At 66.9% G+C, this 12997-nt stretch carries 16 protein-coding genes; 7 read left to right on the forward strand and 9 right to left on the reverse strand.

Features of this window, described 5'->3' with window-relative positions:
- The first annotated feature begins 39 nt into the window (after window positions 1–39).
- Together arsH and arsC are read left to right on the forward strand one after the other, a co-directional pair.
- A complete protein-coding gene (gene arsH / locus IEQ11_RS24995) occupies window positions 40–849 on the forward strand; it encodes an arsenical resistance protein ArsH (protein WP_191821567.1) in 810 nt (269 codons plus the stop codon).
- Between the two features lie 7 nt (window positions 850–856).
- A complete protein-coding gene (arsC, locus tag IEQ11_RS25000) occupies window positions 857–1288 on the forward strand; it encodes an arsenate reductase (glutaredoxin) (protein ID WP_191821568.1) in 432 nt (143 codons plus the stop codon).
- A 93-nt stretch (window positions 1289–1381) separates the two neighbouring features.
- On the opposite strand, the gene IEQ11_RS25005 is transcribed toward arsC, so the two are convergent.
- Window positions 1382–1807 carry a nuclear transport factor 2 family protein gene (locus IEQ11_RS25005; protein ID WP_191821569.1) on the reverse strand — a complete coding sequence of 142 codons (426 nt, stop codon included), beginning with the start codon at window positions 1805–1807 and terminating at the stop codon, window positions 1382–1384.
- 141 nt (window positions 1808–1948) lie between these two features.
- On the opposite strand from IEQ11_RS25005, the gene IEQ11_RS25010 reads away from it, so the two are divergent.
- Entirely contained in the window at window positions 1949–2344 is a 396-nt protein-coding gene (locus tag IEQ11_RS25010) for a bleomycin resistance family protein (protein ID WP_228464539.1), read from the forward strand.
- Window positions 2345–2365: 21 nt separating this feature from the next.
- Here the strand turns inward: IEQ11_RS25010 and IEQ11_RS25015 are convergent, their stop codons facing one another.
- The gene (locus tag IEQ11_RS25015; RefSeq protein ID WP_191821571.1) at window positions 2366–2857 is read right to left on the reverse strand and encodes a MarR family winged helix-turn-helix transcriptional regulator; all 492 of its coding nucleotides are present in this window, start codon (window positions 2855–2857) and stop codon (window positions 2366–2368) included.
- A 115-nt stretch (window positions 2858–2972) separates the two neighbouring features.
- Between IEQ11_RS25015 and IEQ11_RS25020 the strand changes: the two genes are divergently transcribed.
- Window positions 2973–4295: an alpha/beta hydrolase family protein gene (locus IEQ11_RS25020; RefSeq protein ID WP_228464541.1), complete on the forward strand. Its 1323-nt coding sequence runs from the start codon at window positions 2973–2975 to the stop codon at window positions 4293–4295.
- 18 nt (window positions 4296–4313) lie between these two features.
- On the opposite strand, the gene IEQ11_RS25025 is transcribed toward IEQ11_RS25020, so the two are convergent.
- A complete protein-coding gene (locus tag IEQ11_RS25025; RefSeq protein WP_191821572.1) occupies window positions 4314–5915 on the reverse strand; it encodes a serine hydrolase domain-containing protein in 1602 nt (533 codons plus the stop codon).
- 285 nt (window positions 5916–6200) lie between these two features.
- Here IEQ11_RS25025 and IEQ11_RS25030 point away from each other — a divergent pair, with 285 nt between their 5' ends.
- Window positions 6201–6512: a hypothetical protein gene (locus IEQ11_RS25030; protein WP_247024672.1), complete on the forward strand. Its 312-nt coding sequence runs from the start codon at window positions 6201–6203 to the stop codon at window positions 6510–6512.
- Between the two features lie 185 nt (window positions 6513–6697).
- Here the strand turns inward: IEQ11_RS25030 and IEQ11_RS25035 are convergent, their stop codons facing one another.
- From IEQ11_RS25035 to IEQ11_RS25060, 6 genes are all read right to left on the reverse strand, one after another.
- A complete protein-coding gene (locus IEQ11_RS25035; RefSeq protein WP_191822479.1) occupies window positions 6698–7618 on the reverse strand; it encodes a DUF6929 family protein in 921 nt (306 codons plus the stop codon).
- A 10-nt stretch (window positions 7619–7628) separates the two neighbouring features.
- Entirely contained in the window at window positions 7629–8069 is a 441-nt protein-coding gene (locus IEQ11_RS25040) for a nuclear transport factor 2 family protein (protein WP_096418709.1), read from the reverse strand.
- A 258-nt stretch (window positions 8070–8327) separates the two neighbouring features.
- On the reverse strand, window positions 8328–8867 hold the full coding sequence (locus IEQ11_RS25045; protein WP_191822478.1) for a DUF411 domain-containing protein: 540 nt from the start codon (window positions 8865–8867) through the stop codon (window positions 8328–8330).
- A gap of 51 nt (window positions 8868–8918) precedes the next feature.
- On the reverse strand, window positions 8919–9749 hold the full coding sequence (locus IEQ11_RS25050) for a c-type cytochrome (RefSeq protein WP_191822477.1): 831 nt from the start codon (window positions 9747–9749) through the stop codon (window positions 8919–8921).
- Window positions 9750–10022: 273 nt separating this feature from the next.
- Window positions 10023–10454 (reverse strand): CopL family metal-binding regulatory protein, encoded by a 432-nt coding sequence (locus IEQ11_RS25055; RefSeq protein ID WP_191822476.1) that lies wholly within the window; start codon window positions 10452–10454, stop codon window positions 10023–10025.
- A gap of 107 nt (window positions 10455–10561) precedes the next feature.
- Window positions 10562–11410, reverse strand: a complete 849-nt coding sequence (locus IEQ11_RS25060) for an energy transducer TonB (RefSeq protein ID WP_247024887.1) — start codon at window positions 11408–11410, stop codon at window positions 10562–10564.
- A 145-nt stretch (window positions 11411–11555) separates the two neighbouring features.
- Between IEQ11_RS25060 and IEQ11_RS25065 the strand changes: the two genes are divergently transcribed.
- Both IEQ11_RS25065 and IEQ11_RS25070 read left to right on the forward strand, forming a co-directional pair.
- Entirely contained in the window at window positions 11556–11840 is a 285-nt protein-coding gene (locus IEQ11_RS25065; RefSeq protein WP_198338932.1) for a hypothetical protein, read from the forward strand.
- Between the two features lie 29 nt (window positions 11841–11869).
- Window positions 11870–12997, forward strand: a complete 1128-nt coding sequence (locus IEQ11_RS25070; protein ID WP_191822474.1) for a hypothetical protein — start codon at window positions 11870–11872, stop codon at window positions 12995–12997.

Consider the following 12997-nt stretch of genomic DNA (forward strand, 5'->3'; position numbering starts at 1 on the left):
ATCTAGAATAATCGAACAGACAGTCGCGAGCAACCCGTCATGGCCTCTTCGCCCCCGCCTCTTATCGACCTGCCGCATATCGACGCGGCGGCGCTGCCCACGCCCGATCCGGCGCGGCTCGGCGCCGCAAGCCATCGGCCGCGCATCCTGATCCTGTACGGCTCGCTGCGCCCGCAATCGTTCAGCCGCAAGCTGGCGCTAGAGGCCGAGCGCCTGCTGCAACACTTCGGCGCCGACACCCGCGTGTTCGATCCGCACGACTTGCCGATGCTCGACAGCGTCGCCGCCACGCATCCCAAGGTGCAGGAACTGCGCGCGTTGTCGCTGTGGTCGGAAGGCCAGGTCTGGGTCAGTCCAGAGCGGCACGGCGGGGTGACCGCCGTGTTCAAGAACCAGATCGACTGGCTGCCGCTGGAAGAAGGCAGCGTGCGCCCGACCCAGGGCCGCACCCTCGCGGTGATGCAGGTCTGCGGCGGCTCGCAGTCGTTCAACGTGGTCAACGCCTTGCGCCTGCTCGGCCGCTGGATGCGCATGATCACCATCCCGAATCAGTCGTCGGTGGCCAAGGCCTGGCAGGAATTCGACGAACACGGCCGGATGAAACCGTCCGCGTACTACGACCGCGTGGTCGACGTGATGGAAGAGCTGGTCAAGTTCACCCTGCTGACCCGCGCGCACAGCGACTACCTCACCGACCGCTACAGCGAACGCAAGGGCGATCTTGTCTCGCAGCGGCTCGCGGTCGCGTCCGCGGCGATCGAAACTGCCGCGAAGACCGCCACCGAAACCGTCGCCGCGCCGATCGCCGCCGCAACGCCCGCGCCGTGTTGCGCGACCGCCTGCTCTTGAGAACGCCATGCACGCCGTCATCTATCACAATCCGAACTGCGCGACCTCGCGCAACACGCTGGCGCTGATCCGTCACGCCGGCATCGAACCGCAGGTGATCGAGTACCTGCAGCATCCGCCCAGCCGCGAGCGCCTGATCGAATTGATCGCCGCCGCCGGCTTGAGCGTGCGCGAGGCGATCCGCCAAAGCGGTACGCCGTATCTCGAACTGGGCCTGGACGATCCGCGACTGAGCGACGCGGCCTTGCTGGATGCGATGCTGCGCACGCCGGTGCTGATCAACCGCCCGTTCGTGCAGACCGAACTGGGCGTGCGCCTGTGCCGCCCATCGGAACAGGTGCTGGATATCCTGCCGCCGGTCAGCGCGCCGTTCGCGAAGGAAGACGGCGAGGTGGTGATCGACGCGAACGGACAGCGCACTCGATCGCCGCGGCCATGAACGGCGCGCGCCAGGATCGGCCGCGCTATTTACCGATATCGATCCTGTCGCTTGCGTTCGGACCCGCGGTTTCGAACGCCGTCCCGAGCGCCGTCAATGGGCCGGCGTCGCCGCGCTCTCGGTGTGCATCACGCAGCGCCATTGATCGTCCAGCTTGACCCAGGTCGAGGTGTCGTACACCTCCATTTCAATGGGCTTTCCGTTCTGCTCGAATTTCTGATTGACGTGGTAACTGGCGACCGCCACATCGTCGCGCGGAAACACCACGTCCATCCCGGATATCTCGTAGGCGGTCAGTTTGTACCTGCCGTCCTTCGCCATGCGGGTGTAGGCCGCATGGTCGAACTTGTTCGTGCCATGCCCGCTCACCATGACCGCCGGTTCGGTCAGCATCGCGGTGGCGACCTCGGGGGCGCCGTCCATCATCGATTTCCAGAATTCGTTCTCGAGTCGTTCGATCTCGCCTTGCTGTTTGCTCACCGTCATGACCGCGATCCTCTCCAGGATGATCACGCTCATGGATAAGCGCCGCGGCGTTATCATCGGGTGAGCGACGTTGCAACGGCGACCGACCATCCGTCCACGCGCGGGCCGCGTCGCGGCTGACGTGAATTCAGCCACCACCCATCGAGCCAGAGGCCGACGATGTACGCCAAAGCGATGACGCCCATCCTGAACGTCTCGGACATGCAGCGCAGCTTCGCGTGGTTCGAAAAACTCGGCTGGAGGAAATGCTGGGACTGGGGCACGCCGCCGACGTTCGGCAGTGTCGGCTCGGGCGAATGCGAAATCTTTTTCTGCCTGAACGGGCAAGGCGGCCGCGGCGGCGGCGAACGCAGGCCGACCTTCGGCCCGGGCGCCGACGAGGCCGCGGAAACCGGCGTGTGGATCTCGGTGTGGGTCGACGACGTCGATGCCGTTCACCAACGTTGCCTCGAGCAGGGCATCGACATCGCCTGGCCGCCGACCGACATGCCCTGGGGCGTGCGCGAAATGCATGTGCGTCATCCCGACGGACACGTGCTGCGGATCGGCCGCGGTATCGGGCCGAGCTAGCGTCAACGCCTGCGGCCGCGATCAGCCGCCGCGGTCGGCCTCGTGCTGGCGCAGACGTTCGATAAAGGGTTTCTCGCGCAGGCTGCGTTCGATCGCCCACAGCACCGCCAACGCGGCCTCGCTGTCGGGCCCGAGCAATTCGGCCGAGGCGCTCGCCATCGTCGTCAGCGCCGCGCGGATGTTCACAAGTTCCTTGCGCCCCTTGGGCGTCAGCACGATCACGGTGCGGCGTCCGTCGGCCGGATCGGATTTCGAGCGCACCAGCGACAGGCGGGTGAGTTCGCGTATCCACACGATCACCAGCGAATGCGATTGCCGCAGCACGCCGGCCAGTTCGGTCACGCCGAGCGGGCCGTGCTCGTCCAGCGCGAGCAGGGTCGAGATCGTGCGCGGCGGCGCATCGACGCCGACGCTGGGATACCAGTCCTTCGCGCCTTGCACCAGTTCGTCGGCCAGACGCCGCAGCAGATGGGCCAGGAACGCAGGGCCCTGCCGATGGATGAAATCGTTCATGCGTGCGGCCCTTGCCCGGAGGTCGCCGATCCTGCGACGAAACCATATTGCCGGCGGCCCAGATATATGTCAACGTTTACGTAAATCGGAACGTATCCGAGCCGGAAGCGTAGCCATGATCCAACTGCGACATGCACAACTCGCCCTGCTGCTGACCTGGGCGGGCGCGACCGTGCCGGCCATGCACAGCGCACAGGCCGCGGCGGCGAGTTCGGCCACGACCGCGCGCTGCGAGATCGGCAGCTATCGCATGGCCGACGGCAGCGCGCTCGACATCGGTCCGGGCGAACCGGGTCAGCTGCGCTGGCGCCGTACCGACGGACGCACCGGCGCGCTCACCGCCACCGGCGAAGGCCGCTGGATCAGCCGTTACGGCTGGACCGATCGATCCGACGGCCACGTGGTCACCATCGCCGATTGCGGCCAGCGCGGCATCCGCTTCGACGATGTCGCCGGCCGGCGCGAAGCGCTGATTCAAGTGGACACGCGATTCCGCAGCAACGGCGTCGAACTCGCCGGACGCCTGACCCTGCCGCCCGGCGATGCGCGCGTGCCGATCGTGGTGCTGATCCACGGCGCCGAACACAGCTCGGCGCTGGAGGACTATTCGCTGCAACGCCAGTTCGCCAGCGCTGGCATCGGCGTGTTCGCCTACGACAAGCGCGGCACCGGCGTGTCGTCGGGTCGCTACACCCAGGACTATCTGCTGCTGGCGGTCGATGCCGTGCAGGCCGCGCGCGAAGCGCGTCGTCTCGCCGCGGGCCGCGCGGGCCGCATCGGCTACCAGGGCGGCAGCCAGGGCGGCTGGGTCGCGCCCTTGGCCGCGCGTATCGAGCCGGTGGATTTCGTCATCGTCAGCTTCGGCCTGGCGGTGTCGCCGTTCGAGGAGGATCGCGAGGCGATCGAATTCGACCTCAAGCGCGCGGGTTTCGGCGCCGACGCCGTGGCCCCGGCGATGGAAGTGGCGGATGCGACCGCGGCGGTGGTCGAAAGCGATTTTCGCGAAGGCTTCGAACGGCTCGAGGAAGTGAAGCGCAAGTACGCCAGGCAGCCATGGTTCGCGTCGATCCGCGGCAACTACAGCGGCTTCGTGCTGGGCGCGTCGGAGCAGGTGCTGCGCAAGGACGCGCCCGGCATGGTCGAAGGCATCCCGCTGCGCTACGACCCGATGCCGGTGCTGGCCAATCTGAGCGTGCCGCAGCTGTGGCTGCTCGGCGGCCAGGACCGCGACGCGCCGCCCGCCGAAACCCTGCGCCGCCTGGCGAGCTTGAAGCAGGCCGGCCGGCCGATCCGCTGGGTCGTGTTCGCCGATGCCGATCACGGCATGTACGAATTCGAGACGCGCGCGGACGGCGAACGCATCTCCACGCGCCAGCCGGAAAACTATTTCTCGCTGATGCGCGACTTCATCATCGGCGGCTCCGCGGCGACGCCTTAGCGCGATCGGGCCGCGCGCTCACCGCTTGCCGCAAGGCACATCGGGGCAGACGCGCGGCGACGGCAGGCGCTGGAAGGTGTCGTCGTTCCAGCGCAAGGAATCGGCGGCCTGGTCGTAGCGAAACGGCTCGGGCGCATCCAGTCGGGATTTGCTGGCGCCGAACAGGTCCGGGCTGGCCGGTATCAAGCTCAGTCGCATCGCGCCCAGTCGCGCCTGCAGTCCGTCGCGCCCGTGCACGACCTCGAGCCGGCCCAGCCGCTCGCTTTGAAAACTGCCCAGGTAGCGCCGGGTTTGCGCGCGCGGCGGCGACCACGCCCAACCGTTCCAGGCGCTTTCGCCGCGGACCTTTTCCACCGCGTCGCGACGCTTGGCGACGGTGCGGGCCAGACGCGCGGGATACCCGTCGACCAGCGCGCGCAGGCGTTCGCTTTCGCCGCCCTGCCCTGTCGCCAGGCCGATAAACGCTTTCATCAGTTCCAGTTGCACGCCTTCCATCGCACTGTCGCTGTTGACCACCAGCGACAGGCCGGTGTCCAAGGCCGGCAACAGCAGCGTGACCGACACCACGCCGACGTAACCGCCCGGGTGCATCAACACCTGCTGGTTCTTGTACGCACACGAATACCAACCCAGGCTGTAGCCATCGCAGACGAACTCGCCATCGGACAATTCCGCCTTCGCGCGCGGACGTTGCGCGAGCGCGAAACTTCCGGCCGACGGCGTGCCGGTCGGCGAGCGCCGCCGCAGGTTGGCCCGCATCCACGCGGCCATGTCGTCCGACGACGCCAGCAGACCGCCGGCGGCGTGCATGAGTTCATCGGGCTTGGGCGGATACGCGATCCAGGCCTGACCGTCCCAGCGATGATTCCACGTCAGCCGGCGCGCGGGCGCGCGCGAGCCCCGGCTGTAGACCTGATCGAGCCGCAAGGGGCTCAGCACTTCGTGTTGCAGCCACGCCTGCCATGGCCGGCCGGTGCGCGTTTCCAGCGCGGCGCCGTAGATCAGGTCGCCGAGGTTGGCGTAACGAAAGCCCTCACTGCGCGTTTGCGTGTAACACGCGAGCATCGCCGGGTAGTCGGCGGCGGGCACGTCGCGGACGTAGGCGGTCAGGAAGTTCAAGGTGTCGGTCTTCAGGTTTTCCTGATGCGACAACAGGTCGGCCATCGTGATCGTGGCCGGGTCGGCCGGCGCCGGCAGTTCGAGCCGCGGCCAGATCTGCGCGAGCGTTGTATCGAGCGGCAGCACGCCCGTTTCGTCCAGGCGCGCCGCAAGCAGCGCGAGGAAGGATTTGGTCTGCGAAGCGATATAGAACAGCGACCGATGATCGACCCGCCCCGGATGCCCGGCGTGCGCGGTTCCCTGCACGAACAACAGCGGCGTGGCGTCGCCCTGCACGACCACCGCCGACACCGCGGGAAATGCGCCGGGGATCTGTTGCATCCGAGCGAGCGTCTGGCGAATTTCGTTGCTTGCCGTGCGCACCTGTTGCGTGGCGAGCGCGTCGCTGTCGGCGCGGGGCGATTGCGCGGCGGCGGTCGAGGCGATCAACGCCAGTACGATGCCGCCGAGACCGCGTCGAAACGCGGCCGCGCCCGGGCCATGGGTGTTTCGTGTATGCATGCCGATCTCCGTCGTCCGCTGTCGGGGCCTCGCGTGGGTGTCGAGGGTTACGGGGAATGGATACGGTGGATGGCGTTGTGGTTGCGATGTTGGCGCTTGAGGCGAGAGCCGCGGTCGCGGCAATGCGGTCGCGACATAATTTCGAAGTTAGTGTGGTGACGCGGTCGCGGCTTGCGCCGCTCCTACAGGTAGGCCATGTGGCTTTTTCTCGAAGTCGCGCCTACCTTCCAGCGCTGCGAGGCTTGTAGCTCGCGCTAGCAACAGCACACCCGAAGGGCGGCGCACATGGATGTGCGCCGTGCGCCACCGGGACAGGATGTCCCGTGTGGCGCATGCCTGCGTCGGCACCGATCGCGCGGGCCCTTGATTCAAAGAAAAGCATTTTTCTTTGGTTACCTTTTGACCGAAGGGAATCCAGGCGGACTTTTGTCGCTTTTGACAAAAGAAAGTAACTCGGCCGCTTGCGGACGAAAGCTGTTGATCTTGTCTCTGGCTTTAGAGCTTCAAAGCTTTCAAAGCTGCAAGCAGGATCAAAAGCGTTCCGCCGCTAAAGCGGCGGGTCACTTTCTTTTGTCTAAAGCAACAAAAGAAAGGTAACCAAAGAAAAATGCTTTTTTTTGAATCAAATGCCCGCAAGATCGTTGCCGACGCGGGCACGCGCCACACGGGACATCCTTGTCCCGGTGGCGCGCGGCGCACATCCATGTGCGCCGCCCTTCGGGTGTGCTGTTGCTAACGCGAGTTACAAGCCTCGCAGCGCTTGGGGAACACCTGATTTTTGGCTAAAGCACAAGCGAAGCATTGAATAATGTGCCGGGCATGCTGCGATCGTCTCCATCGGTCGCCAGCAGCAAGCGGATGGTGCCCGCCTCCATCTGCGCATCGATTCCCTCGATCTTCTGCAGCGGACTCACCGGCTCGACACGCTCAACTCGCCCATCACTATCGACAATCCCTATCGCCGCGCCGACGCAAGGACCATCGTGATAGGTATCGTCGACATTCTCCGCGACCGCGCTGAACACGATCCGGCCATCGGCCAACACCGACCCATCGGTGAAACCCAATGGAACGCCATCGACCCGGCCCAGATCGACGCTGACGATGCGCGCGGGCAACTCGGGCAAACGCGGGTCGTCGGAGCCGCCCAGCGCATCCAGCACCTCGGCCAGCGGGTAGCCGATCAATGCGTTTTCCGGATGACCGCCGCTGGCGCGTTGCAACAGCACCAGTTCCTGGCCGCGCACCACCGCGCCTTCGATGTTCAAACCGGGAAAACGCGCCTGCAACGCCGCGTACGGCGCGGACAGATCGACCGGACGCGGCGGGCCGCGCAATGCGCCCGATGCGTCCAGACCCAGCAGCACACCGGTGCGTCGGTTCGACTTGGAACCCGAAGCCAGCGCCAACAAGGCGCCATGCGGGTGGCCGGCGAACGGCGGCAGACGGACCAGCGCTTCGAGGTCGGGCTTGAGCGCCTTGCGCGCGGCCGCATCGTCGGGCAACTCGCCCGGGAAGATCCGCGTCCAGCCCGCATCGTGGCGTCCCGCCAGACCGAAGACACCCAAGTGCAGTTCGTCGTCGGCGATCGCGTACAGGACATCGCCGACGACCACGATGCCGCTGGCCGCGCTCAGCCGATCGGGCAGGGCGGCTTGCGCGGCGGAAAACTTCAGCGGACGCAGCGGACGCAGATCGATCATGGCGTTCGCGTCACCGGCGCTTGGGTTTGCTGTGCCACAGCGCGTTGACGATGATCCATTTGCCGTCGAACCGGCCCATATGGAAATAGTCGACGAACCACGGCGTTTCCAGGCGCACCGATGCGGCCTCGTCGGTCACGTCGAGGACCCGGCAAGTCCGGTTCCATTGATCTTTCGGGGTCTTCAGCGCGCCCTGCCTGGTCAGTTCGACCAGTTCTTCCTTCGACATGCGGCGCAGGCCCAGCCGTTCGTATGGCGTGTCGCCGATCACCGCGCGCTTGGCCAGGTCCGGATGCAGTGCGCGCGCGACCCGCTGCGGGTTCGCTTCGAGCTGACCGTCCACGTAATCGAAGCAGGTCGCTTCGATCGCGGCGATCGTGGCCGGGTCGGCGACGGGTGCGGCGGGCGCCGCCGCGGATGCGGCCGCAAGAACCAGCGAAAACGCCAACATCGTGACCTCCATGGGTCGAAACGAAACAGTGTGGGTGCGGTCGTGAACTGCATGCAATCGCGCAATCGCACCACGGACCATGCGTGCGCCACGCATCGAGGCGTACGCGCCGGCGATCATCGGCGCTGCAAACCTCGCCGCACAAGTGCCGCGGTCCACGCGCGATATTCGGACGACTGCCGAAGCATCTGCGTCATCGCCGCCAACGCGCCGGGACATCCGCATGCGCGAGGTCCCGGCACGCCGACGGCGCAACGCTCATCGCGATCCGGCGCCGCCATGCTGGGCGAATGGCCGCGCGCTCCCGTCCATGGCGATCAACTCCACCGTGTACGGCTCCACCCGGCCGTCGGGCATTTCCATGCCCGGCGATCCGGCCGGCATGCCGGGCAGCGTCAGGCCGCGCGCCTGCGGACGCTCGGCGAGCAGGCGCTTGATGTCCTCGACCGGAACATGGCCTTCGATCACGTAGCCGTCGATCTGAGCGGTGTGGCACGAGCCCTTGCCGAACGGAATCCCGAGCCGCTCTTTGATCGGGTGGATGTTGTCCTGATCGCGGACCTCGACCGGAAACCCCGCCTGGCGCAGGTGATCGACCCACAGGCCGCAGCAGCCGCAGGTCGGACTCTTGTGCACCAGCACGCGCGGCCAGGTGTCGGCGACCGCCGACTGCTGAGCCGATGCCGTTGCCGGGACCGGCGTCGCCGCGAGCGCGGTCTCGGGCGGGCGGGCGCAGGCGCTCAAGGCCAACCCGGTTGCCAGCAACAGCGAGCGTCCCGCCGCATGGCTTATTCGCATGTCCGTTCTCCTTGGTGCTGGTTCGCAATAACCGATGGAGTGGGTGAAAGATCAATGTTGATGCTCATGACTGTCTTCCGTTGTCGAGGATGGTTTGGCTGGTGTCGCCGGCTGGGCCATGTCCGCGTGGGTGTCGGCGGCCGGCCGGTTCTGCGAGGACGTCGATTGGCGCGGCGTGGCCGCCGATGCATGGGCATGCGGCTTGCCGTCGGCGTGGGTGTGCGGCGTAGCGCTGCGCGCCGGCGACGGATCGGACGCGTCGCTCATCGCGTCGTGGCCGGCGTGGTCCCGCGGCATGACGCCATCGTGGTCCATCGCTTCGGCCGCATGCGCATGCCCGCCGGTCTCGCCGCCGCCGTGCGAATGGCCGCCGCTGGCGGCGACCAAGGCCTCGTACTTCGGCCGGTCGAGTTTGGGCAGCTGTTGAAGAAATGCCGCCAGATTCCAGATGTAGTCGTCGCCCATGCTCCCGCCCCAGGCCGGCATGCCGCTGGCCTTGATGCCGTGCTTGATCACCCAGAACGCCTCACCGGCGGATACGGTTTTCCGAGTGAGGTCCGGCGGCGCCGGATACAGGCCCTTGCTCAGTTCGGTCGGCTCCATGCCCGGCGCGAGGTGGCAGCCCATGCACATCGCGGCGTAGTTGCCCGCGCCCTGACGGATACGCGCCTCGTCGCCGAGATCGGCCGGCACCCGCAAGGCGTCGGCGCGCACGGCGATGGAGCGGACGCGAGCGGTTTCCAGCAACGCGTACACCGCGCGCGTGTGCGGTTCGTCGGCGGCGACGTTGTAGGCGCCGCTGTAGACGGCGATCGCGCCGACCAGGCTGATGAAACCCGCCGCAACGGCGACGGAAAGGATGGATCGCGCAGCGACGTTCATGGCGCCTCCTTGCGATCAGCTGCAGAACCAAAACCGGAATAGCTATCGGACCTGCCGCGACCTGGCGGAACCCACCGGGACCTAGAGCGAAGGGCTTGCGCGAAGCGGTACGCCTGATGCGGCGCACAGACGCGGCCGCCCAAAGAATCGAATGACATGGGAACTCCACATGCGTCGAGAGATGTCCGTTGAACACGGACACGACCGCCGCGACCGCCGCGCGACAGGCGGGGCGGACACGGCGACACAGGCGCGCGAGGCGCCGATGCATGCTCAGGCGATGGGAGGTCGGATCAAATGCGGCAAGGCCGGCGCGGGGTACGCGAGCGCCAAGTCCCCGGCCGCGCGATCGCGCGCGGCCAGCAACGGCGCCTGAGGCACCATGGGAATCAGCGACGCGCACACCTGCGGGCAGGCGCAGCGACATGCCGAGGATTTGCAGCAGTCCGGCGCGGCGGGGTCGCAAGGTTCTGGCGCCGCGGCGGGCGCATCGGCGTGGTCCGCGTCGTGCTGACTCGCCGTCATCGCCAAGGCATGGCCGGCGCAATGCGATCCCGCGGCCTTGTCCGCCGCGCCGATCGCCCGCTCGCTCCACGGCATCGCCATGTTCACGGACATTTGCACCGACGCGTGCGCCGACCCGATCCCGTTCAAGACCAGGATCAGGCTCAGCAGAACGCGCAGCAGCACGGTCGATACGGACATCGCCGCACGATAACGCATCGCGAAGCGCGCGGCATGTTTACCGGCGTGGGAAGGTTGTCGCGCACGGCCTCGCGCTGTCGCGATACCGACCGCGCCTTCGCGCCGCTTCAACGATACGGCGGCGGCGTCTTCTGTCCGAAAAACACCGGCCAGTGAAGCACCGAGGCGACCGGTTCGCCGTCGAGCACGGCGGGCCGATAGGTCCATTGCAGCGCCGCGAACACGGCCGCGGTGTCGACATCGTCATGCCCGCTGGACTCGCCGACCTTGAGGTTTTTCCTGCCGCCGTCGCGATCGATCTGGATCAGCAGCACGACCTTACCGCGCAGCTTGTCGTCCTTGACCGAGGCGGGCCACTTCGGCGGATTCGCCTTCATCGAGGCGCTGTCGGGCCGGGCCTCGACATCGACTTCGACCGAGGCCCAGCAGCCCTCGTACACCGGAAAATCCACGGGTATGCGCAACCTTCCCGCCGCGGACTGGCCGCCTTCCATGGCCGGGTTGTAACGCCAATGCTTCGCCGCCTCCAGCGCCGCCTCGTCGAAATAGGCCTGGCCACCGGATCGTTCGACCGTCGCCTTGCTGAACTCGCCGTTCTTGTCGACGTCCACCAGCACGATCACCGTGCCGCCCACGCAGGCCTCGATCGCTTGCGACGGATATTTGGCTGGATTGAGCCTGCGCGAGGAAATATCGACGCTGGCACCGATATCCGATGCGTGCTCGGCGGCGACGGGCGCCGCGGCGAATATCGCGACCGCGCCGAGCACGAGCGAAGCAACGGCTTGTTTCATGAGCATCCCTTCATCGAGCCGCGGCCCGTCTCGGGCCCGGTGTTGGTGGTGTGGACGAAGGCTAGCACGCGCGCCGCGACGCCCAGGCCGGCGTTCGATGGCGCGAACGAGGGCGACACGCCGAGCCGCCCTGGAGCGCGCCGGCACGCTGCGCGCGATCACCCACAAGGCGGCCGCGCCTACGACGATCCAGACGCGAGACCGCGAACCTCAATCCGGACTTCGTAACGGCTCCCGGCCGCGTCCCTCACGCCGCGCTTCCGCCATGGAGTCGGCGCGAGTGAGCGCGCCGCGAAGCCGAACTGCCATGAAACTGAAACACAAGCGGCGCCCAATGTCCGTCATTGCGCACTCACTCGTATTCGGTTCGATGCCGAAAGCCGCCAACCGCACCGTGGTCACCACCTTCCGCACCCAGCCGGGCGTCCGCGAGGCGCTGGAGATCGCGGCGGGCATGGAGAACCGCAGCATGTCGAACCTGATGGAGCGGCTGGCGATCGAACACTGCCGCAGCAAGGGGATTGCGATCGCCGGACTGGAAGCCGACGACGACACCCGCGGCCACCGCGGCCCATCCGGTCAAACGGGCTGATCCGCAATCGACACACAGGGGACGTGCTGATGAAGAAATTCCTGGGACCCGGTCTGGCCCTCCTGCTTCTGCTGGGGGTGGCCGCCGGGATCGTGTTTTCGGCCAAGGACAAGCGCGCCGGCGACCAAGCGGCGCGGCAGGCCGCCGCCAGCGATGCCGCGGCCGCGCGCCAGATCACCGTGCGGGTGCTGACCGGCTCGGAGAAACTGGACTTCCTGCGCGACCCCGAACTGACCCGCATCCTCGCCGGCGAAGGCATCGCGCTGGACGTGCAGAAGGCCGGCTCGCGCGAGATCGCGACCCGCCCGGACCTCAAGCAATTCGACGTCGCCTACCCGGCCGGCGCCGCCGCGGCCAAGAAGATCGCCGCGGTCACCGGCTCGCGCCGCGTGTTCAACAGCTTCTACACGCCGATGGCGGTGGCCAGCTGGAAGCAGCTGCTGCCGACATTGGAAGGCAACGGCATCGTCCACCAGCAGGGCGGCACCTATTTCATCGTCGACATGCGCAAGCTGGTCGAGCTGATGGAAAAGGGCGCGCGCTGGAAGGAACTGCAGCCCAATCCCAACTACGCGGTCAGCAAGTCGGTGTTGATCACCAGCACCGACGTGCGCACCAGCAACTCGGCGGCGATGTACCTCGCGCTGGCGAGTTATCTGGCCAACGGCGACAACGTGGTCGATACCGAAACCGTCGCCGACGGTGTCGCCGATCGCCTGGTCCATCTGTTCGCCAAGCAGGGCTATCAGGAAGCCAGCTCGTCCGGTCCGTTCGAGGACTACGTGACCATGAAGCTCGGCAAGAGCCCGCTGGTGATGATCTACGAGCAGCAGTTCCTCGAATACGCCTTCAAGCACCCCGCCGTGGACCCGAACATGGTCCTGCTGTACCCGCAGCCGACCATCCTGACCAAGCACACCATCGTCGCGATCAGCGACAAGGGCGAGCGCTTCGCGCAGGTGTTCGAACGCGATCCGCGCATCCAGGCGATCGCGCACCGCTATGGCCTGCGCGGCACCGACAACGCCGCGCTGTTCGCTCAGGCCAAGGCGCGCAAGCTCGAGGTGCCGCAGACCCTGGTCGACGTGGTCGATCCGCCGACCTACGACCTGCTCGAACGCATGATCTCCCGCATCGAATCCACTCTCGGACACTGA

It is taken from the genome of Lysobacter capsici, from assembly GCF_014779555.2.
Taxonomy (GTDB): Bacteria; Pseudomonadota; Gammaproteobacteria; order Xanthomonadales; family Xanthomonadaceae; genus Lysobacter; species Lysobacter capsici.